The organism is Pseudomonas sp. LBUM920, from assembly GCF_003852315.1.
Taxonomy (GTDB): domain Bacteria; phylum Pseudomonadota; class Gammaproteobacteria; order Pseudomonadales; family Pseudomonadaceae; genus Aquipseudomonas.
In genome coordinates, this window is record NZ_CP027762.1 from 3,590,170 (window position 1) to 3,610,017 (window position 19,848).

The 19,848-nt window shown below is 61.9% G+C and carries 18 protein-coding genes; 6 read left to right on the top strand and 12 right to left on the bottom strand.

The features are described 5' to 3' along the window. Positions 1–85: 85 nt before the first annotated feature. From dctM to C4J83_RS16825, 8 genes are all read right to left on the bottom strand, one after another. Entirely contained in the window at positions 86–1,366 is a 1,281-nt protein-coding gene (gene dctM, locus C4J83_RS16790) for a C4-dicarboxylate TRAP transporter large permease protein DctM (protein WP_106578981.1), read from the bottom strand. Continuing rightward, positions 1,366–1,998 carry a TRAP transporter small permease gene (locus C4J83_RS16795; RefSeq protein WP_119740000.1) on the bottom strand — a complete coding sequence of 211 codons (633 nt, stop codon included), beginning with the start codon at positions 1,996–1,998 and terminating at the stop codon, positions 1,366–1,368. Before C4J83_RS16795 ends, dctM begins: the two co-directional genes overlap by 1 nt. Positions 1,999–2,191: 193 nt before the next feature. Then, complete coding sequence (locus tag C4J83_RS16800) at positions 2,192–3,175, bottom strand: TRAP transporter substrate-binding protein (protein WP_119739998.1); 984 nt, start codon at positions 3,173–3,175, stop codon at positions 2,192–2,194. A 239-nt stretch (positions 3,176–3,414) separates the two neighbouring features. Further along, positions 3,415–4,230, bottom strand: coding sequence for an HpcH/HpaI aldolase/citrate lyase family protein (locus tag C4J83_RS16805; RefSeq protein ID WP_119739996.1), 816 nt, complete (start codon positions 4,228–4,230; stop codon positions 3,415–3,417). Positions 4,231–4,245: 15 nt separating this feature from the next. Next, a complete protein-coding gene (locus tag C4J83_RS16810; protein WP_106578977.1) occupies positions 4,246–5,439 on the bottom strand; it encodes a CaiB/BaiF CoA transferase family protein in 1,194 nt (397 codons plus the stop codon). Between the two features lie 9 nt (positions 5,440–5,448). Further along, positions 5,449–6,798 carry an MmgE/PrpD family protein gene (locus C4J83_RS16815; RefSeq protein ID WP_124417675.1) on the bottom strand — a complete coding sequence of 450 codons (1,350 nt, stop codon included), beginning with the start codon at positions 6,796–6,798 and terminating at the stop codon, positions 5,449–5,451. 10 nt (positions 6,799–6,808) lie between these two features. Beyond that, entirely contained in the window at positions 6,809–7,972 is a 1,164-nt protein-coding gene (locus C4J83_RS16820) for an acyl-CoA dehydrogenase family protein (protein ID WP_124417676.1), read from the bottom strand. 28 nt (positions 7,973–8,000) lie between these two features. After that, the gene (locus C4J83_RS16825) at positions 8,001–8,819 is read right to left on the bottom strand and encodes an HTD2 family dehydratase (protein WP_124417677.1); all 819 of its coding nucleotides are present in this window, start codon (positions 8,817–8,819) and stop codon (positions 8,001–8,003) included. Positions 8,820–9,077: 258 nt separating this feature from the next. On the opposite strand from C4J83_RS16825, the gene C4J83_RS16835 reads away from it, so the two are divergent. The 4 genes from C4J83_RS16835 (at position 9,078) to C4J83_RS16850 (ending at position 13,216) form a co-directional block, all read left to right on the top strand. Then, complete coding sequence (locus C4J83_RS16835; RefSeq protein ID WP_028616378.1) at positions 9,078–9,968, top strand: LysR family transcriptional regulator; 891 nt, start codon at positions 9,078–9,080, stop codon at positions 9,966–9,968. A gap of 32 nt (positions 9,969–10,000) precedes the next feature. Beyond that, entirely contained in the window at positions 10,001–10,489 is a 489-nt protein-coding gene (locus C4J83_RS16840; RefSeq protein ID WP_124417679.1) for a GFA family protein, read from the top strand. Between the two features lie 94 nt (positions 10,490–10,583). Then, positions 10,584–12,407 (top strand): serine hydrolase domain-containing protein, encoded by a 1,824-nt coding sequence (locus C4J83_RS16845; protein WP_124417680.1) that lies wholly within the window; start codon positions 10,584–10,586, stop codon positions 12,405–12,407. A gap of 17 nt (positions 12,408–12,424) precedes the next feature. Beyond that, positions 12,425–13,216 (top strand): MipA/OmpV family protein, encoded by a 792-nt coding sequence (locus C4J83_RS16850; protein WP_124417681.1) that lies wholly within the window; start codon positions 12,425–12,427, stop codon positions 13,214–13,216. A gap of 998 nt (positions 13,217–14,214) precedes the next feature. Here the strand turns inward: C4J83_RS16850 and C4J83_RS16865 are convergent. Together C4J83_RS16865 and C4J83_RS16870 are read right to left on the bottom strand one after the other, a co-directional pair. Then, positions 14,215–15,492 (bottom strand): ATP-binding protein, encoded by a 1,278-nt coding sequence (locus C4J83_RS16865; RefSeq protein WP_106580464.1) that lies wholly within the window; start codon positions 15,490–15,492, stop codon positions 14,215–14,217. Then, positions 15,493–16,200 carry a winged helix-turn-helix domain-containing protein gene (locus C4J83_RS16870; RefSeq protein ID WP_106580465.1) on the bottom strand — a complete coding sequence of 236 codons (708 nt, stop codon included), beginning with the start codon at positions 16,198–16,200 and terminating at the stop codon, positions 15,493–15,495. A gap of 157 nt (positions 16,201–16,357) precedes the next feature. On the opposite strand from C4J83_RS16870, the gene C4J83_RS16875 reads away from it, so the two are divergent. Continuing rightward, positions 16,358–17,557: an MFS transporter gene (locus C4J83_RS16875; RefSeq protein WP_124417683.1), complete on the top strand. Its 1,200-nt coding sequence runs from the start codon at positions 16,358–16,360 to the stop codon at positions 17,555–17,557. Here C4J83_RS16875 and C4J83_RS16880 read toward each other — a convergent pair. Continuing rightward, positions 17,513–18,115, bottom strand: a complete 603-nt coding sequence (locus C4J83_RS16880) for a MiaE family protein (protein ID WP_106580467.1) — start codon at positions 18,113–18,115, stop codon at positions 17,513–17,515. The genes C4J83_RS16875 and C4J83_RS16880 overlap by 45 nt on opposite strands. 157 nt (positions 18,116–18,272) lie before the next feature. On the opposite strand from C4J83_RS16880, the gene C4J83_RS16890 reads away from it, so the two are divergent. Continuing rightward, positions 18,273–19,136, top strand: a complete 864-nt coding sequence (locus tag C4J83_RS16890) for a universal stress protein (protein ID WP_106580468.1) — start codon at positions 18,273–18,275, stop codon at positions 19,134–19,136. A 121-nt stretch (positions 19,137–19,257) separates the two neighbouring features. On the opposite strand, the gene C4J83_RS16895 is transcribed toward C4J83_RS16890, so the two are convergent. Then, on the bottom strand, positions 19,258–19,728 hold the full coding sequence (locus C4J83_RS16895; RefSeq protein WP_106580469.1) for a DUF1289 domain-containing protein: 471 nt from the start codon (positions 19,726–19,728) through the stop codon (positions 19,258–19,260). Positions 19,729–19,848 lie beyond the last annotated feature (120 nt).

Consider the following 19,848-nt stretch of genomic DNA (forward strand, 5'->3'; position numbering starts at 1 on the left):
TCGCGAAGGCGCAGTGTCAGTCGGTGAAAATGTTGCCTGACACACCGCTTTCGCGAGCAAGCCCGCGTCCACATTTTTGACCGTGCTACATCCCCAACCAGTGCGGCAGCGCCAGCGAGATAAACGGCAAGTAAGTCACCATGATCAGGAACACCAGCAAGATCATCAGCCACGGCAATGCCGCGCGGATGGTCTGCCCCAAGGTCAGGCCAGTCACCGCCGAGGTCACGAACAGGTTCAACCCCACGGGCGGGTGCACCAGGCCGATTTCCATATTCACCACCATCACAATCCCCAGGTGAATCGGGTCGATGCCCAACTTCATGGCAATCGGGAAGAAGATCGGCGCCAGGATCAACACAATGGCCGACGGCTCCATAAAGCTGCCCGCCACCAGCAACACGATATTGACCATGATCAGAAAGCCGATCGGCGTGAGGCCTTCAGAGATCACCCAGGCCGTGATTTCCTGTGGGATCTGTTCAGTGGTCAGCACGTGGGCGAACAGCATGGCGTTGGCGATGATAAACATCAGCATGATCGCCAGGCGCCCGGACTCCAGCAACACCTTGGGGCAGTCACGCAACTTCATGTCCTTGTAGATGAACAAGGCCACGAACGCCGAGTACACCGCCGCCACCGCTGCGGCTTCGGTCGGGGTGAACATGCCGCTGTAAATGCCGCCGAGGATGATCACCAGCAACAGCAAGCCCCAGAAGGCGCGACGCGCACAGGTCAGCCATTCACGAAAGGTGGCACGCGGTTGAGCCGGCAGCTTCTTGATGCGCGCGACGATGTAGATCGCGACCATCAACATCAAGCCCAGCAGCAAGCCTGGAATGACACCGGCCATAAACAGCTTGCCCACCGAGGTTTCGGTGGCCGCCGAGTACACCACCATCACTATCGAGGGCGGAATCAGAATGCCCAGGGTGCCGGCATTGCAGATGATCCCCGCGCCGAATTCCTTCGGGTAACCGGAGCGCACCATGCCCGCCACGGCAATCGAACCCACCGCTGCCACCGTCGCCGGCGATGAGCCCGACAGCGCGGCAAACAGCATGCACGCCAACACCGCCGCAATCGCCAGGCCGCCACGGATGTGGCCGACACAGGCGTTGGCAAAGTCGATCAAGCGCTGCGCCACGCCGCCGGTGGTCATGAACGCACCGGACAGCAGGAAGAACGGAATCGCCAGAAAGGTGTAGGCGTCGGAGGTTTCAAACAGCTTGATCGCCAGCGAACTCACCGAGTCCTGGCTGAACATCAAAATCGACACCGCGCCGGACAGCCCGAGGGAAATCGCAATCGGCACGCCCAGGAACATGAACACAAACAACAGCAAAAACAGACAGAGCACGGCCATCAGTGACGCTCCTCATGGCTGCCGGCCAACTTGCTGGCCTCGCCGGCCTCGTCGGCAAGGCCCAACCCGACCTGACGGTGGGTGAAAATGCGGTAGAAAATTTCCAGGTAGCGGATGAACACCAGGGCAAAACCAATCGGCACGATGATCACTATATCGCCGACGTCCACGCCGTATTGGTCCAGGTCTTCGGCGCCAATATGGGCGCTCATCACCGCGCTCACCCACTTGTAGCTGGCGACCATGAACAGCCCGGCGTAGGCCAGGCAGCACAGGCACGCGAGCATGCCGAGCAAGCGTTGCACCGGGCGCCTGGTCAGCTTGACCAGCGCGTCCACGCCAAGGTGGCCGGCAGTGCGCACACCGTAGGAGATGCCGAAGAAAATCAACCAGCCGAACATGGCCTTGGTCAGCGCCACGCTCCAGGTCATGTCCTGGGCCCAGGTCATGGTGTGATCGCCCAGGGCATTGAAGAAATTGCTGCTCCACGCCCACTTGTCCGCCAGGGAAAAGAACAGCGTGTAGATGTTGTTGAGCATGACGTAGATAAATGTCACCAGGGTCATGGCGGCCAGCAGGAAGGCGATAAAACCTTCCTCCAGGTGCTCCCAGACGCGCCTTAGCGTTTGCATGGCAAAACCTCGCGAAGCGGGAATGATGTCGGGGTGGAAACCGGATCAACAGGTGTGAGCGAACCACTGTGGGAGCCGGGCTTGCCCGCGATGGGATCAACCCGGTTCCACAGATACACCGAGTCGCCTGCATCGCAGGTAAGCCAGCGCCCACATAAAGCCGTTTCCACAGTAGGTTGGGGTGTTCGCCCAACTACTGGTTGGACGCGTCCGCCGCCTTGATCAGGTCAGCGCCAATCTCACCCTCAAACTTCTGCCACACCGGGCGCATGGCTTCGCGCCAGAGCTGGCGTTGCTCGGGGGTCAGTTCGATGATTTCGCTGGTCTTGGCGTCGATGATCTTCTGCTTGGCCGACTGGTTCAGCGCCTCGGCCTGCTTGTTCACCTCCACAGTGACCTCAAGCATGATCTGGTCCAGGGTGGCGCGGATGTCCGGCGGCAGGCCGTTCCAGAACGTGGCGTTGGTGATCACCATGTAATCGATCAGGCCGTGGTTGGACTCGGTGAAGTACTTCTGCACCTCGTTGACCTTCTGGCTTTCATAGTTCGACCAGGTGTTCTCGGTGCCATTGACGGTGCCGGTCTGCAGGCCTTGGTAGACCTCGGCAAAGCTCATCTTGCGCGGGTTGGCGCGGATCGCCTTGAACTGCTCCTCAAGCACGCTGGAAGCCTGCACGCGGAACTTCAGGCCACGGGCGTCCTTGGGTTCGTGCAGGGCTTTGTTTGAGGACAGTTGCTTGAGGCCGTTGTGCCAATACGCCAGGCCGAGGATGTTCTTGTCCTGCATCGAGGTCAGCAGATCCTTGCCCTGGGCGGCCTGGAAGCGGTCGACGGCGGCCAGGTCGTTGAACAAAAACGGCAGGTCGTAAATCTGCACTTGCTTGGTGTACTGCTCGAACTTGGCCAGGGACGGCGCCAGCATCTGCACGTCGCCCAGCAACAGCGCTTCCATCTCCTTGCCATCGCCGAACAGCGACGAGTTGGGGTACACCTCAACCTTGACGCGGCCCGGCAGGCGCTCTTCGGCGAGCTTCTTGAACAGCAGCGCGCCCTGGCCTTTGGGGGTGTTTTCGGCGACCACGTGGGCGAACTTGATCACAATCGGGTCCGCCGCCTGGGCCAGGCCCGCGGCAAACAAAGTGGCGGCGCACAGCAGCGCCCGAGAAAGCTTGAGCATGGACAATCACCTTCTTATTGTTGTGTTGTAGGGCAAGGTGCCTGATGTCACGTGTGTAGTGAATTTCGAATTTTAGATACCTGCGTTCGGCTAGGACGAACGCCGATGTTCAGAACAGTGAAGATCAAGTGTGGGAGCTGGCTTGCCTGCGATAGCGGTGTGTCAGGCAGTAGATTTGTTAGCTGAGCCACCGCAATCGCAGGCAAGCCCGCTCCCACATTTTGATTCGGTTTCGTCAGTCAGCGTCGGGCCGCCAGCAACCTCTGTGCGCGCAGCAGCACCGGCGCATCCACCATCTGCCCATCAATCTGATAGGCCCCTGCCCCGTGCGCGCCGGCATCCACTACGCGTTTGGCCCACGCCAGGTCTTCAGCACTCGGCGCCAGGGCCGCGTGGATCACCGCCACCTGCTTGGGGTGAATACACAACGCGCCGGCAAAGCCCATCTCGTAGGCGTGCCGGATCGAACGCCGTAAACCTTCCGGGTCATCGATAGCCGGGTGCACGCCATCCAGCGGCGCAACCAGGCCTGCCGCACGCGAATGCACGATCAACGCCAGGCGTGCCTGGTCGAGGGCGAACTGTGCGGCCGCGGAATGGCTGCTCAGGTTCAAGTCCAGCGCCAGGTCCAGGCCCCCAAACGACAGGCGCTCCACCTGCGGCGCACGAGCGATTTCAGCCACCGCCAACAACCCCCGCGCACTTTCGATAATCGGCCAGATCAGTTTGCCGGTGGCCGCGACCACGGCGACCTGCGCCGCGCTCTCGACCTTGGGCAGCAGCACGCCTGCCACATTTGCATGGGCTTTGCAGAACGCCACGTCCGCAACATGCTCGGCATGCTCCGGCGCGTTGATACGCACCCACACCTGGGCCTGAAGATGGCCTTGCAGAAACGCCCCGAGGTTATCCCGCGCCTGGCGTTTGAGCGGTTCTTCGACCGCGTCTTCAAAATCGACAATCACCGCATCGGCGCCACTGGCCAACGCTTTGGCAAACCGCTCCGGGCGACTGCCGGGCACAAACAAGGCCGAACGAACCAAAGGCTTTGGCATCACTTGAATTCCTTATTAGATAACGCCGCGCGCACGCAAAGTATCGATGGCTTCACCCGAGTAGCCGAGCTGTTCGAGGATGCCCTGGCTGTGCTGCCCCAGCGCCGGTACGGCATCCATTCGCGGGCTAAACGCGGCATTGCGCGCCGGTGGCAGCAGCGACGGCAATGGCCCGGCCGGGCTCTGGACTTCGCGCCAGCTGCCTCGCGCCTTGAGCTGCGGGTGGTCCCACACGCCCTGCATGTCGTTGACGCGCGCACTGGCAATCTGCGCGTCTTCCAAACGCTGGATCACCGCCTCGGCGTCCAGCTGCGCGAAGCTGTCGACGATGATCTGGCGCAGCACCTCACGGTTGGCCGAACGCTTGAAGTTGGCCGAGAAACGCGCATCGGTGGCCAATTCAGGCGTGAGCAGCACCTTGTCGCAGAACGCCGCCCATTCGCGCTCGTTCTGCAAACCGAGCATCACCGTGCCGCCGTCGCCGGTGGGAAACGGCCCATACGGGTAAATCGTCGAATGCGCCGCCCCGGCGCGCGGGGGTTGCGGCGCGCCGTCGAACGCGTAGTACATCGGGTAGCCCATCCACTCCACCAGGCTTTCCAGCATGCTCACGTCGATGCGGCTGCCCTTGCCCGTTTTGCCGCGCAGCAGCAGCGCCGAGAGGATGCCGCTGTAGGCGTACATGCCCGCAGAGATATCGGCGATGGAACAACCGGCCTTGGCCATCTGGTCGTCACCGGGGCCGCCGGTCACCGACAGGAAGCCGCCCTCGCTCTGGATCAGCAAGTCATAGGCCTTCTTCTTCTCGTAAGGCCCGCCCTCGCCATAGCCGGAAATATCGCAGACGATCAGCCGCGGGAAACGCGCGTGCAGCGCCTCAAACGACAAGCCCATGCGCGCGGCCGCGCCGGGTGCGAGGTTCTGCACCAGTACGTCGGCGTCGGCCAGCAGGGTGTCGAGGATGGCGCCCGCCTCGTCCTGCTTGAGGTCCAGGGTCAGGCTTTCCTTGGAGCGGTTGGTCCACACAAAATGCGAGGCCAGGCCGCGCACGCGCTCGTCGTAGCCGCGGGCAAAATCACCGGCGCCAGGGCGTTCGATCTTGATGACGCGGGCGCCCAAATCGGCCAGTTGCCGCGTGCAGAATGGCGCAGCAATCGCGTGTTCCAGGCTGACGACAGTGATGCCGTCCAGCGGTCGTTGATGAGTCATCACAATTCCTCAAAGCCAGTGGGCCATGGACGCGGCGTTACGCAGGTTCCAGACCTTATCGATCAATGCATCCGCCTGGGCCGGCGTGCGGGCGCCGCTGAAGTGGGTCAGGCGCTGGAATTTGTCCGCCAGCGCCTCACGGTTCAAGGTGTTGCCCGGGTCGCCCTTGGGCTCATCGATGGCGCCGTGCAGCGTGCGCCCGTTGGTGGTGGTGACGCTGACACGGCCCAGCCAGCGTTGCGGGTAGGCGCCGTCCACTTCTGGGTCCAGCGTCATGCTGACCTTGTCGCGAAAGCTCGCAACGGCGGGATCGGTCAGCGCCAGGTGGTGAAACTCGGTGAGCCCGGCCTTGCCATGCACGGCGATCAGGCCGAGCACCGTGCCCATGGAGAACTTGGCCTGGTGCACGGTCGTGGGTACTGCCACGCGGCCCAGTACATCAATGGCGCCCTGATGCACACGGGTTTCCACGCGCGCAATGTGATCGGCGCCCAGCCCTTCGCGCTGCATCAAATCCAACAGCGCATCGGCGGCAGGATGGGTGTGGCGGCACGAGGCGTGAAACTTGAACGAGGTTTCCAGCAGCGCCCAGCGCGTGCCCAGGCCGGCCGACAATTGGCTCGGCTGCGCATCACTGGACATGCCCGCGGCCAACCCTTGGTCGCCTTCAAGAATATTGCGCGCGCCGGTCAGGCCGTCCGCGGTCAGGTACGCGGCGAGCAAACCATCGGCGGCAGCCTTGGCGGTGTGCAGTTGCTTGGAGTCGGCAGCGTCGCGCAGGAACTCCCACAGCCCAGCGGCCTGTGTGCCGGCGCTGCCGAGCAGATTGATGAATTGTTCTTCGTTGAAATCCAGCAGCTTGCCCACCGCAACGGCCGCCGCCAGGGTGCCGACAGTCGCCGTGGTGTGGAAGATGCGGTAGTGAGAACGCCCCATGAATTCGCCGATGCGAATCCCGGCCTCATAACCGGCCACCGACGCCAGCAGCAACTCGCGACCGGATTTGCCGAGGTCTTGCGCGGCGGCCAAGGCTGCTGGAAACACCACGGTGGCCGGGTGCAGCACCGAGCTGTTGTGCAGGTCATCCTGCTCCACCAGATGGGACGAAGCGCCGTTTACCAGCGCGGCGAAATACGCGCTGCTGCTGGCGCCACTGACGATAATCTGCGCCGGGCCGCTGCTCGGGCCCATCTTGTGCGCATAGCGCTCGAACAAAGGAATCGGGTGCGCGCCCTTGCTCGCCAATGCGCAGGCGAGCCAATCCAGGTACAGGTCTTCGGTGCGCGCCAGCACGTTTTCGGGCAACTGTTCGTAGTTCAACTCGGCGAGGAACCGACACAGGGCTTGGGTATGGCTCATGGTCGGGCCCTCAGAAACTGCGTGGCAGTTCGAGCAAATGCTCGGCCACGTAAGACAGGATCAGGTTGGTGGAAATCGGCGCCACTTGGTACAGGCGGGTTTCGCGGAATTTGCGCTCCACGTCGTACTCGCAGGCAAACCCGAAACCGCCGTGGGTTTGCAGACAGGCGTTGGCCGCTTCCCACGACGCCTTGGCTGCCAGGTACTTGGCCATGTTGGCGCTGGCCCCGGCATTCTGGCCGCTGTCGTACTCCTCGCACGCGCGCCAGCGCATCAGGTCCGCTGCCTCAATCTCGATGTGCGCTTCGGCAATCGGGAACTGCACGCCCTGGTTCTGCCCGATAGGTCGGCCAAATACCACGCGGTCGCGGGCATAAGCGCTGGCCTTTTCGATAAACCAACGGCCGTCGCCGATGCATTCGGCGGCAATCAGCGTGCGCTCGGCATTCAGGCCGTCGAGGATGTATTTGAAGCCCTTGCCCTCCTCGCCGATCAGGCTGTCGAGCGGCAGCTCCAGGTTGTCGAAGAACAGCTCGTTGGTTTCGTGGTTGACCATGTTGGCGATGGGCTGCACGGTCAGGCCGTTGCCGATGGCTTCGCGCAGGTCCACCAGGAAGATCGACATGCCCTCGGACTTTTTCTTCACCTCGGCCAGTGGCGTGGTGCGCGCCAGCAGGATCATCAGGTCGGAATGCTGCACCCGCGAGATCCAGACTTTCTGGCCGTTGATCACGTATTTGTCGCCGCGTTGAATCGCGGTGGTCTTGATCTTGGTGGTGTCGGTGCCGGTGGTGGGCTCGGTGACACCCATCGATTGCAGACGCAGTTCGCCGCTGGCGAGCTTGGGCAGGTAGAAGCTTTTCTGTGCGTCGCTGCCATGGCGCAGCAAGGTGAACATGTTGTACATCTGGCCGTGAACCGTGCCGGAATTGCCGCCGCAGCGGTTCACTTCTTCAAGAATCACCGAGGCTTCGGCCAGGCCCAGGCCGGAGCCGCCGTATTCTTCCGGGATCATCGCCGACAGCCAGCCGGCGTCGGTCAGCGCTTTGACGAAGGCTTCGGGGAAGCCTTTTTGTTCGTCGACCTTGCGCCAGTAAGCGGCATCGAATTCGGCGCACAGGGCGCGCACGCCTTCGCGGATGGCATTGAGTTCTTCGTTGTCATTGGGGTTCATTAACGGCTCTCCGCCTGTTGTTCTGGTTTTATTCGAAATGCAGTTCGGCTGTTTGCGCCACGCCCTCGGCATTGCCGGCCCACAACTGCGCCACACCGGGTGCCGTCACGCGCCCGCCCAGTGCAAACGGCTGCGGCGCGATCAAAGGGCGTACGCCGCGATAGGCAAACCGGCGCAGGGTGGCTTCGGGATGAGCACGGCAAAACGCGCGCAGGCTCAAGGTGGCGATCAACGGCCCGTGCACCACCAGGCCCGAATAGCCTTCGGTGCCGGTGACGTAGGGGTAGTCGTAATGGATGCGGTGGCCGTTGAAGGTCACGGCGCTGTAGCGAAACAGCAGGGTTGGCGTGGGGTCGACCGTCTCCTGCCATTGACCCTGGGCCAGTGCCTCGCCGCTGCCCTGCTTGGGTGGCGAGGGTTCGCGGTAGACAATGTCCTGTTCTTCGCGAATCGCCAGGCGACCGCCCTGGGAATAGTCATGGCGCACGGTGACAAACAGCAGCGAGCCGGTGCGGCCGGTCTTTTCTTCGACGTGGGTGATGGTCGATTCCCGGGTGGCCGCCTCACCGGCGCGCAAGGCCTGCAGAAACTCGATGCGCCCACCGGCCCACATGCGATTGCGGTTATCCGCCGGCGGCAGGAAGCCGCCACGCGCCGGGTGGCCGTCGGTGCCCAGCGCCGATTCCGGCAGTGGGTCTTGAAAGAAGCACCATTGCCACAACGGTGGGACGGCATCGCCCTCTTGGGGCACCGCTTCGCCGAAGGTTGCGGCAATACGCTTGAGCAGGTTGTGGCTCAGATGCTCGTGGGCGGTTTCACTTCGGCCGATCCAATCGGTGGCGCTCATCGGGTACAAATCCTCTGGCAGTGGTTGTCTGCCCCGGATCATGCAAGCGCCTGCCCGTTCTGAGAATTTGCATTTCAATAAACCAGCGTTCGGTTATGCTGAACGCCGACTCATCGATGCACACCCTATATCCCTGTGGGAGCTGGCTTGCCTGCGATGGCGGTGTGTCAGCTAGCACATGCATTGCCTGCTCCACCGCTATCGCAGGCAAGCCAGCTCCCACAGTTGATCTTCACCGTTGCCGAATAGGTGTTCTGCATGCACTTCGATCTCGCTGACCTGCGCCTGTTTATCCATATCGCCGAATCCCCCAGCCTGACCCAAGGCGCCAAGCGTGCGTTCCTCTCGCCCGCCGCCGCCAGTGCGCGGATCAAGGCGCTGGAAGGCCAACTCGACACGCGCCTGCTGTACCGCGACAGTCGGGGCGTGGAAATCACCCCGGCGGGCGAACGTTTGCTGCACCATGCGCGGCTGATCATGCGTCAGGTGGATTACCTCAAGAGCGAGTTCACCCAGTACGGCGTGGATTCGGCCGGGCATATCCGCATATTCGCCAACACCACGGCGGTCACCGAGTTTTTGCCGGAGGTGCTGGCGGGCTTTTTGTCCCAGCGCCCCGGCGTCACCGTCGACCTGCAGGAGCGCCTGTCGCGCGATATCGTGCGCGGCGTGCTCGATGGCACCAGCGACATGGGCATCATTGCCGGGCCGGTTGAGGCGGCAGGTTTGCAGGTGCTGCACTTCAGCACCGACGAACTGGTGCTGATGGTGCCCGTGGGGCATCCGTTGGCCGACCAGCCTTCAGTGACGCTGGAACAAACCCTCGCCTACCAACATATCGGCCTGCACGAAGGCAGCACGCTGTTGAGCTTTTTGCGTGAACACGTGGAGCGTCTCGGCAAACATTTGTCGTTGCGTATCCAAGTGTCGAGCTTCGAGGCGATCTGCCGGATGGTCGAGGCCGGCGTGGGCATCGGCATCATCCCCGAGTCGGCCGCGGTGCGGCACAGCCGGACCATGCAGTTGGTGGCGGTGAAACTCGATGAGCCCTGGGCGATTCGCGAGCGCAGTATTCTGGTGCGCGAACTGGAAGCCCTGCCCGGCACCATTCGGGCGCTGATCGCCACCTTGATGCCGCAAAGCGCCTAAGCTCAACAGTCACTTTGCCAGAGGAGATTGCCATGCAACTCGAAGGATCCTGCCATTGCGGCACCGTAACATTCAGCCTGAGCAGCCAGCACCCGTACCCCTATCAGCGTTGCTACTGCTCGATCTGCCGCAAAACCCAAGGCGGCGGCGGTTATGCGATCAACCTTGCCGGCGATACGCAAAGCCTGAAGGTGCAAGGGCGCAAGCACATCTCGATCTACCACGCCAGGCTCAAGCCCGAGGGCGCCAGACGTGCGCACGCGAGCACTGCCGAACGGCATTTTTGCTCGCAGTGCGGCAGCGCCTTGTGGCTGTTTAGCCCGGAGTGGCCGGAGCTGATCCACCCGTTTGCCTCGGCCATCGACACGCCGTTGCCGGTGCCGCCGGAGCACACGCACCTGATGCTCGGCTCCAAGGCGCCGTGGGTGGAAGTCAGCGTGCGCAAAGGCGACCTGCAGTTCGACGAATACCCCGAAGAATCCATCGCCCAATGGCATGAGCGCCTCGGGTTGACCCGTTAACAGTCTTTGACAGTTTCCCGACAAAGCTCCCAAAGATTGTTGGCCCGCGCAGCCCTAGCATTCGAGCATCCAACTCACCATTCGGGTGCTCTTCATGTTTTGCACATTGCGCGGTATTCCGCTGTTGGGTTGCCTGCTGGGTACGCTCGGTTGCCACGGGCAATCGCCTGCCCCGCCGCCGATTCCCAAGGGCGATTACGGCGCGATCATCCGTTACCTGCAAGCGCGTATTCCGCGTGAAATGGGCCGGGAAAATGTGCCGGGCCTGTCCATTGCGCTGGTCAATGGCCAGGAGCTGATCTGGGCGCGCGGCTTCGGCATGGCCGACAAAGCCCAGGGCGTGCCGGTGACAGCCAATACGGCGTTTCGCGCTGGCGGCATCTCCAAACTGCTCACGGCCACGGCGGCCTTGCAGTTGGTCGAGCAACAGCGTCTGTCGCTGGATGCGCCGATCCAGCAGAGCCTGCGCGAGTTCCATGTCCGCTCGCGCTTTCACGACGACCCGGCGGCAGCGGACCGCGCGATCACCTTGCGCCGCTTGCTCAGTCACCAGTCCGGCTTGCCCAGCGAACACTTGCGCGACCTGCGCAGCACCTTCGCCATGGGCCAGATGCCGATGCGTGTATCCGGTGTGTGGCTGAGCAGCCCACCGGGTGCCCAGGTGGCCTACTCCAACCTGGGTTATTCGTTGGTCGGCGCCGCCATCGAACGCAGCAGCGGCAAAGCTTTTGAAGCGCAGTTGCAAGGCAGCCTGCTCAAGCCACTGGAGATGAACCAGTCGAGTTTTGTCGGTACCGGTGCGCAGATGAGTTACCGCGCGCTGGGCTACGAAGACGGCGTCGCCAGTGCCGATGCGCAAGTGCGCGACCTCGCTGCCGGCGGTTTGTGGGCAAGCCCGAAAGACCTCAGCCGCTACGTGCAGATGCTGTTTGCGCATGGGCTCTACAAAGGCAACCGGGTCATCGGCAGCGCGTCGATCGATGAGATGTTCACCCAGCAAAACACCGGCAATGCGCTGGACTTCGATTGCCAGGTGGGCCTTGGCTGGTTCCTGGCACCCTGTGGCGATGAACCGGTTGCCCCGGGGATACGCACGTATCAGCACAGCGGGGGTGGCGACGATTTTGCCGCGCAACTGAGCGTGCTGCCCGATCAGCAAATGGCCGTGATCATCATGGCCAATGACAGTAACGCCGAAGACCTGGTGGCCAGCCTTGCCACCGACGCCCTGCGCTTGATGCTGCAAGCGCAGACCGGCCAAGCGGTCTGCGCCGACGACTGCCAGGCACCCAGTCACGGGCTCAAATTGCGTCACGTGCCGGCTGCCATCGACCGCAAGCGCCTGGCCGGCTTTTATGCCACGGCCTGGGGCGTGTTCCGGATCAAGGATGAGCCTCATCAGCTGTCGGGCGAGTTGGCCGGTTTGAGCTTCGAGTTGTTACGCGACGATCAGGGCTGGCTGCGCGCGCAGAAAAAAATCTTCGGTTTCTGGCTCAAGGACCTCGGCGACCTGGGCCGCGTGCAGCTTGATGTGGTGAAGGTGCAGGGGCGCCAGATGCTCACTGCGCGCACTCACGGCCAACGCATCGCCATCGGCGAGCGCATCGACCCGACGCCGCTGCCCCTGGCCTGGGCCGACACCATCGGCACGTATCAAGTGCTCAACACCCACGAGCCCGATGCACCGTTGAGCGGCATCAGCGTGCGCCTGGAACAAGGATTTCTGGTGATTCGCGGCCAGTTGCGCGACGAGCCGCTGACCGACTACATCCTGCTCCCCGTCGACAACGCCCACGCGGTGCTGGCCGGCAACGGCTATGGCCTGGGCGACACCGTGAGCCGCCAGGTCAATGGCCTCAGCGCGTCGGGCTACGCCTTCAAACGCACGAATTCTCCCCACAACCGCTTGAATTTCTGACACGGACGAACCCTCTGATGCGCTCAAAACATTTCTGCCTGTCGTTCACCTCGCTGTGCCTGCTCGCCGCTGCCGACACCGCGTTTGCCGAAGACTGGCAATACAGCCTCAAGGCCGGCGTGGCCAATGCGCCACGCTACAGCGGCAGCGACGAACGCATGACCGCGCCGCTGCTGGGCGGCGCCATCGTCAGCCCGTGGGGTGTCTTTCTCGACACTGACAAGGGGCTTGGCTGGGGTTACGAAGGCCACGCCCTGAGCGTGAGCGCGTATGTGGGCGCCAGCGGCGCGCGCAGGGACAAAAACCAGAGCTTGCATGCCGGCTCCAAGCGCCTCAAAGGCATGGGCGAGATCAAGGCGCGTCCGCAACTGGGGGTGAGCGCCAGCTATAACCTGGGTGGCGTGATTGTTGGCGCGACCCTGGAACATGCGCTCAAGGAAGACGACCACACGGACAACGGCAGGGCTTACACCCACCTGGAGCTGAGCCTGGGCACCAACCTGTATGAAGGCCGTTACGGTTCGGTCGAGGCCAGCTTGAGCAGTCACTTTGGTGATCGAGCGTACTTGCAGACCTGGTACGGCGTGACTACCGGGCAGGCGGCGCAGAGCCGGTTCAAGGCCTACAAGGCGGACGCGGGCAATATCAGTAATGGCATGAACCTGGTGTGGAGCGTGCCGATCAGCGAGCACACGCAGTTCTCGACTTTGCTGGATGTGCAGTATTTGGCGGATGAAGCGGGCAAGAGCCCGATTGTGGAGCGGCGGTTGCAGGCGTCGGTGGTGGGGATGGTCGAGTACGCGTTTTGATGGGGTAATGGATGGTTGGGGGGCGGCGGGTGTCGGTGATGCGTCTGTGTTGGGGGGCATATCCGGTGTTTGGGAGATGGCGGCTTATGGTTCCGCCCTTACGGCGGGTCACTTTGGAAAAGCCCCAAAGTAACCAAAGGGCTCTTGCCCCACCACTCGGCACCTCGCTCACGCTTCGGTGTGCCCGAACGAAGGCTTGAATCCGTGGGCCGCCGCGACGGGCCATCCATGGCCCAACACGGCTAACCCGGCGTCCTGCCGGGTTACCCACGGATTCAAGCCTGCGTTCGGCCAGCGTGGTTTAACGGGGCGCCTGAGATCAAAATCAAAAGCAAAGCACGGCGGCCTAGTAGCCGACCTGAGTGGTAGAAGCAAAAGCAAAGGCGAGGCGGCCTGACAGCCGACCTGACCTTGAAGGCTGAACTCAACCAAAGGTGGGAACTGGCTTGCCTGCGATAGCATCAACCCGGTGTACCTGATACACCGAGGTGCCTGCATCGCAGGCAAGCCAGCTCCCACAGAAAAGCAAAGCACTGCTGTGCTAGCAGCTGAACGCGGTCAACTTGTGGGAGCGGGCTTGCCTGCGATGGCATCAACTGGGTGTGCCTGATACACCGAGGTGCCTGCATCGCAGGCAAGCCAGCTCCCACAGAAAAGCCAAGCAGTGCGGTGCTTGCCGTTGAACTCGGTCAACTTGTGGGAGCGGGCTTGCTCGCGAAAGCGGTATGTCAGTGACACATGAGCTGACTGACCACCGCCTTCGCGAGCAAGCCCGCTCCCACAGTTGGATCGCAGTGCATCAGGTAGATGGGTGCTGCTCGTTTGTACTCGGTCAAAAGTGGGAGCTGGCTTGCCTGCGATAGCATCAACCCGGTGTACCTGACACACCGAGGTGCCTGCATCGCAGGCAAGCCAGCTCCCACAGAAAAGCCAAGCAGCGCGGTGCTGGCAGCTGAGCCCGCTCCCCCTCCTGTGCATCGCTGATTCCACGCCAAGTCTTACTCGGCATACGCCCAGGTCATTCGAAACGACGCTCCGCCCCACTCCGAATCCAGCACTTCCACTTGTCCGCCATGCCACTGGCTGACCCGTTTTACCAATGCCAGGCCCAGGCCGAAACCGCCGGTGCGGCGGTCGCGGCTGGCGTCGAGGCGCAGGAAGGGTTCGAAGATCTTTGCCCGCCCGTCCATCGGCACACCAGGGCCGTCGTCATTGACGCGCACTTCGTAACCGCTGCCAAAACTGATCAACGACACTTCAACACGGCGCTCGGCGTAGCGAATGGCGTTGCGCAGCAGATTGATCACGGCACGCGCCATAAAGCGTGGTTCGATTTGGATAAAGTCGACCTCACAGGTACGCAATGACAGCTGCACACCCGCCGCCTCAGCCTCCAGGGCCACGCTGCCGATCACGCTGTCGAGCCAACTGTGGGCCTCGATGTTTTCGCGGGTAACCTGGGTGGCGCCGCGTTCCAGGCTGGCGTAGGTCAACAGTTCGGAAACCATTTCCTCCAGTTCGCCCAGGTCGGCGTACATGTCGGCGATCAACTCACGGCTCTGTCGCGGGTCGGCCTGCTGCCTGAGTTGATCAAGCTCGAACGACAAGCGCGCAATCGGTGTGCGCAGTTCGTGGGAAACGGCGTTGGTCAGTTCGCGCTGGTTGGCGATCAGGCTTTCGATGCGCTCGGCCATCTGGTTGAAGTGCCCCGCCAGCTCGCGCACGGTGGAACGGCGCGGCAGCAGGATGCGCGACGCCAGGTCGTTGTCGCCAAAGCGTTGCGCGGCCAGCCGGATATGCTCCAGGTCGCGCCAGTGCGGGCGTACCCAGAAATACAGGACGATGGCCAGGCACAAGCCGAGAAAACCATAGGCCCACAGGTACAGCCACTTGGGCTCTTCCGGCAGTTTGATCTCCAGCAGTTGCGGCCCGCCGTCGATATTGGTCAGGAATTCCATGAAATCCCCGCGCACCACCAGCAAGCCGTCGGCCAGCAACTGCTGTTCGCGCTCGGTCAGCGCCTGGGTGTCGCTCTGCACCAGCTTGAGGCGCAAACCATAATGGGGCTGCAGTTCGTCCAGGCGCGCCTGCCGGGCCTCGCCGTGCAAGGGTCGCAACTGCTCCACCAGGCCATAGGCCGGACCGCGCAGCGCCTCACGGTTATAGGTTTCGTTGGCCTCGGGCAGTAACTCGTCGAAGGTGTAGTTGACCAGCCAGATTGCGCCCGCCAACCCCAGCGCCAGGATCACGTACAGGCGCAGAAACAGCCGCAGCATCTAAACCTCCCACGCAAATGGATTGAACAGATAGCCCTTGCCCCAGATGGTCTTGATGCACACCGGCTCACGCGGGTTGTCATTGAGTTTGCTGCGCAGTTTGCTGATGTACACGTCGACGCTGCGGTTCAGGCCATCGAAGGCAATGCCGCGCATGCGGTTAAGAATGTCATCGCGCGAGAGGATCTTGCCCGCGCTGCTGGCCAGCAGCCAGAGCAGTTCAAATTCCATGGTGGTGAGGTCGATCTTGTCACCGCCCAGGCTGACCACCCGGCAACTGCGGTCAATCGCCAGCCGGCCAAACTCCAGCGAGCCGCGCACGGTGGGTTCGGGCACCTGGCGACGTTGCAGCGCACGCAATCGCGCCAGCAGCACCGGAGGTTTTATGGGTTTGATGACGTAGTCGTCGGCACCGGACTCAAGGCCGAGGATATGGTCCAGGTCGTCTTCCTTGGCGGTCAGGATCACGATGGGGGTGTCTGACAGGTTACGAATCCCGCGACACACGTGCAGGCCGCTCTGGCCGGGCAGCATCAGGTCGAGCACGACGATTTTCGGCTTGAAGTCGAGAAATGCGGCCAGGGCTTCGTCACCGCGGTGCACCACCCGCACCTCGAAACCGTGTTGCGACAGAAAGTGCGCGATCAGCCCTGCCAGCTTTTCATCGTCCTCAACGAGCAGGACCTTGCCCAGACCCAGGTTTTCCATAAATTCTCAGTGTGGCTGCGCGGATTGAAGTGCAGGCATTATAGGTGGCAAGCTGCTCAACAGAAGCCGCTGGCCATCAGTGACCGACCAAGCTTCATGCTTTTAAGAGTTTTTAACAAATAGCCTGCAATCTTTAACGCCATTCACAGGGAGTTGTATGCGCAAGGATTACCTGGCGTTCTTTGTTTCGCTGTTTCTGTCGCGGCTGGCGGACCAGATTCTGCTGTTTATCGTGCCTCTGATCGTGTTCCAGACCACTCGGAGTGTGTCCTGGGCGGGCCTGGCGTTTTTTGTCGAGTCACTGCCGCGTTACCTGGCCTTCCCGGTGTGCGGCGCGGTGTGCGACAAACTCTCACCGGTGCGCATTCTGCATATCAGCCAGGTCTACCGGGCGCTGGCCTGCGTGGTGGCCGTGGCCTTGTACGGCGTGTTCGACGGCATTTACTGGATCGTCATGCTCTCGGCGCTGTGCGGCGTGCTGACCACCCAGGGCATCATGGCGCGCGAAGTGTTGATGCCGCATATTTTCAAGCAGTACACCTACGCCAAGACCCTTTCCTATTCACAAATCGCCGACCAGAGTGGCCTGGTGCTCGGCCCACTGCTGGCGGCGCTGATGCTTGAAGTCTGGGCCTGGCATTGGGTGGTGCTGGGGGTTGCCGGGCTGTTTGTGCTGGCGGACCTGGCCATGCTGCTGTGGCAGCGCACCAGCGCGGTGAGCCTGCCAACCTTTGAGCAGCACCGGGACATCTGGCTGCAACCGCTGCGCATTGCCTTCGGGCATATCCGCACGCTCGCCGATTTGAAACGGATCATCACCCTGGCGGTGGGCGTGAATCTGATTATTGGTGTGACGCTGGCCACGTCGGCGGCGATGGTCACCGGCCACTATGGCGCCGGAAAGGACACCTACGCCCTGCTGCAAGCCGCGGGCGCCGTGGTGACGATCGGGATTCTGTTTTACCTGGCGCGCGCAACCTTGCCGTTGAAGGTACTGGGCGGCCTGTCGTATTCGATGATCGGCGTGGGCGCGCTGATCACGGCCATCAGCCCCGGCGTGTGGGCCTATACCCTCGGGTTCCTGTTGATCACCGGCTTCGACAAGATGTTTAACGTGTACCTGCGCAGCACCCGTCAGCGCGTGATTCCGGTACAGGATTTTGGCAAAACCGTGGGCGTGATCACGCTGCTCAACAACCTGTCGCAGCCATTGGCGGGTTTGCTGATTGGCGTGCTGGCGGCGCCGCTGGGCACACAAACGGTAATCCTGCTGCTGACCGGGATCACCACACTGCTGGGCGTGGCCGTCGCCTCAGGCTGGCACGCCACTGTGAAAGCGGAACTCGATGTCGGGTGATTCGATCAGTTCCTGCTCGGTCGCCCTGACCCGCTCGATCACCTGGGCGATGTCTTTGGCGTCGCCGTACTGGTAGGCCAGTTTCAAGTACCCCTGGAAGTGCCGCGCCTCGCTTTTGAGCAGACCGAAATAAAACTTGCCGAGTTCTTCGTCCAAATGCGGCACCAGCGCTTCGAAACGCTCGCAACTGCGCGCTTCAATGAAGGCGCCGACCACCAGGGTGTCCACCAGTTTGACCGGCTCATGGCTGCGCACCACTTTGCGCAAACCCGAGGCATAACGGCCAGCGTGCAGTTGACGCAGCTCGACTTTGCGCTTTTTGATCAGGCGCATGACTTGCTCGTGGTGCACCAGCTCCTCGCGCGCCAGGCGCGACATCATGTTGATCAGGTCAACATGCGCGTGGTACTTGGCAATCAGGCTCAAGGCGGTGCTGGCGGCTTTGAATTCGCAGTTCTTGTGGTCGATCAGCAGGGTTGCCTGATCGGCCAAGGCAGCCTGGACCCAGGCGTCGGGGGTGCGGCAGCCGAGGAATTCGTGGATTTCGGGCAGGTTCATCGGGCTCACGGGCAAATAGATCACAAAAGGGCGCCGATTATACCGACCCCACCGCAGACCACCAGCCACTGGCTTTGATGTGCATCAACATGACGTCTGGCGGGCAGCAACTATAGTTGTGCAAGGCCCCTTTTATTGCGTCTCTGGAGATCCGTCCATGCAAGCTATCCGCAGCATCCTGGTGGTCATCGAGCCCGAGCACTCGGAAAGCCTGGCGCTCAAGCGCGCCAAGCTGATCGCCGGGGTCACCGGCGCGCACCTGCATTTGCTGGTCTGCGACAAAAAACACGAGCATTCGGCGCTGCTGAGCCTGCTCAAGTCCGGCCTGCATGAAGACGGCTACAGCGTGACCACCGAGCAGGCGTGGAATGAGAGCCTGCATGAAACCATCATTGATGTGCAGCAAGCCGAGGGCTGTGGGTTGGTGATCAAGCAGCATTTCGCCGACAGCCCGCTGAAAAAGGCCTTGTTGACGCCGGCCGACTGGAAGCTGCTGCGCTATTGCCCAACGCCTGTGCTGCTGGTGAAAACCTCGACGCCCTGGGCCGACAAGGTGGTGCTGGCGGCAATCGATGTGGGCAACAACGACAGTGAACATCAGGCGCTCCACAACACCATCATTGATCACGGCTTCGAAATTGCGAGCCTGGCCAAGGCGCAATTGCACGTGATCAGCGCCCATCCCTCGCCCATGCTGTCGGCCAGTGACCCGACGTTTCAGCTCAAGGAAACCATCGAGGCGCGCTATCGCGAGCAGTGCAAGACGTTCCAGGCCGAGTTCGATATCGACGACACCCATTTGCACATCGAAGAAGGCCCGGCAGATGTATTGATTCCCCATGCGGCGCATAAGTGGCAGGCGGCGGTGACGATTATCGGCACCGTGGCGCGCACCGGGATTTCCGGAGCATTGATCGGGAATACGGCGGAGGTGGTGCTCGACGAGGTGCAGAGCGATGTGCTGGTGCTCAAGCCGCAGGAACTGATGGATCATCTGGAAGCGCTGGCGACCAAGGCGTGACCCACTGAAAATCCCTTGTAGGAGCGGGCTTGCTCGCGAAAGCGGCGGATCAGTCAATTAATTGATTGCTGACACTTCCTATTCGCGAGCAAGCCCGCTCCCACATTTTTGCTGTGCGGTGTCAGCCAGCAAATGCATCGTTGAGGAACCCCGGGGCTATATAGCGCTGGTAGTGCGCCTCCGAGAGGATAAAAAACTCCCGATCAATCGCATCGCGCAGCTCCGGCAGCGCCCAGTCGCGAAACTCTGGCAGCAGCACCATGCCATAGGCTTCCAGGTTGGAAATCACCCGTGCGCCCCGGGCGATCAATTGGTAGGCCCAGCAGTACTCGGACTGGTGCGGCACAAAGCGAATCTTGCGCTGCTCCAACTGCCCGCGCAGCCTCTTGGGGTCGAACACTTCGAGTTTACCGGCCATCACCTGCACCAGCAGTTGCTCGAGCCGCAGCCATACCGCGCGCTTTTCTTCCTCGTTATAGCCATTCCACAGGATCACTTCGTGGTGGAAGCGCTTGCAGCCACGGCACACGAGATCGCCGTAAACCGTGGAGCACAGGCCGACGCAGGGGGTCTTGATGGTTTGGTTGGGCATAGGCAACGACACACAAATCCGCGAAACAATGCCGCATGTTAGCCCTTTGTCTAAGGTTGATCACCCAGCAAACTTGGTTAGGCAACTTACCTTTAGATTTTTTTTGCCGTAGAATCATCC

What these genes read in the sequence shown, in the direction of transcription:
- dctM (WP_106578981.1), bottom strand. Translation starts at nt 1,366, where the DNA reads ATGGCCGTGCTCTGTCTGTTTTTGCTGTTGTTTGTGTTCATGTTCCTG.
- C4J83_RS16795 (WP_119740000.1), bottom strand. Translation starts at nt 1,998, where the DNA reads ATGCAAACGCTAAGGCGCGTCTGGGAGCACCTGGAGGAAGGTTTTATC.
- C4J83_RS16800 (WP_119739998.1), bottom strand. Translation starts at nt 3,175, where the DNA reads ATGCTCAAGCTTTCTCGGGCGCTGCTGTGCGCCGCCACTTTGTTTGCC.
- C4J83_RS16805 (WP_119739996.1), bottom strand. Translation starts at nt 4,230, where the DNA reads ATGCCAAAGCCTTTGGTTCGTTCGGCCTTGTTTGTGCCCGGCAGTCGC.
- C4J83_RS16810 (WP_106578977.1), bottom strand. Translation starts at nt 5,439, where the DNA reads ATGACTCATCAACGACCGCTGGACGGCATCACTGTCGTCAGCCTGGAA.
- C4J83_RS16815 (WP_124417675.1), bottom strand. Translation starts at nt 6,798, where the DNA reads ATGAGCCATACCCAAGCCCTGTGTCGGTTCCTCGCCGAGTTGAACTAC.
- C4J83_RS16820 (WP_124417676.1), bottom strand. Translation starts at nt 7,972, where the DNA reads ATGAACCCCAATGACAACGAAGAACTCAATGCCATCCGCGAAGGCGTG.
- C4J83_RS16825 (WP_124417677.1), bottom strand. Translation starts at nt 8,819, where the DNA reads ATGAGCGCCACCGATTGGATCGGCCGAAGTGAAACCGCCCACGAGCAT.
- C4J83_RS16835 (WP_028616378.1), top strand. Translation starts at nt 9,078, where the DNA reads ATGCACTTCGATCTCGCTGACCTGCGCCTGTTTATCCATATCGCCGAA.
- C4J83_RS16840 (WP_124417679.1), top strand. Translation starts at nt 10,001, where the DNA reads ATGCAACTCGAAGGATCCTGCCATTGCGGCACCGTAACATTCAGCCTG.
- C4J83_RS16845 (WP_124417680.1), top strand. Translation starts at nt 10,584, where the DNA reads ATGTTTTGCACATTGCGCGGTATTCCGCTGTTGGGTTGCCTGCTGGGT.
- C4J83_RS16850 (WP_124417681.1), top strand. Translation starts at nt 12,425, where the DNA reads ATGCGCTCAAAACATTTCTGCCTGTCGTTCACCTCGCTGTGCCTGCTC.
- C4J83_RS16865 (WP_106580464.1), bottom strand. Translation starts at nt 15,492, where the DNA reads ATGCTGCGGCTGTTTCTGCGCCTGTACGTGATCCTGGCGCTGGGGTTG.
- C4J83_RS16870 (WP_106580465.1), bottom strand. Translation starts at nt 16,200, where the DNA reads ATGGAAAACCTGGGTCTGGGCAAGGTCCTGCTCGTTGAGGACGATGAA.
- C4J83_RS16875 (WP_124417683.1), top strand. Translation starts at nt 16,358, where the DNA reads ATGCGCAAGGATTACCTGGCGTTCTTTGTTTCGCTGTTTCTGTCGCGG.
- C4J83_RS16880 (WP_106580467.1), bottom strand. Translation starts at nt 18,115, where the DNA reads ATGAACCTGCCCGAAATCCACGAATTCCTCGGCTGCCGCACCCCCGAC.
- C4J83_RS16890 (WP_106580468.1), top strand. Translation starts at nt 18,273, where the DNA reads ATGCAAGCTATCCGCAGCATCCTGGTGGTCATCGAGCCCGAGCACTCG.
- C4J83_RS16895 (WP_106580469.1), bottom strand. Translation starts at nt 19,728, where the DNA reads ATGCCCAACCAAACCATCAAGACCCCCTGCGTCGGCCTGTGCTCCACG.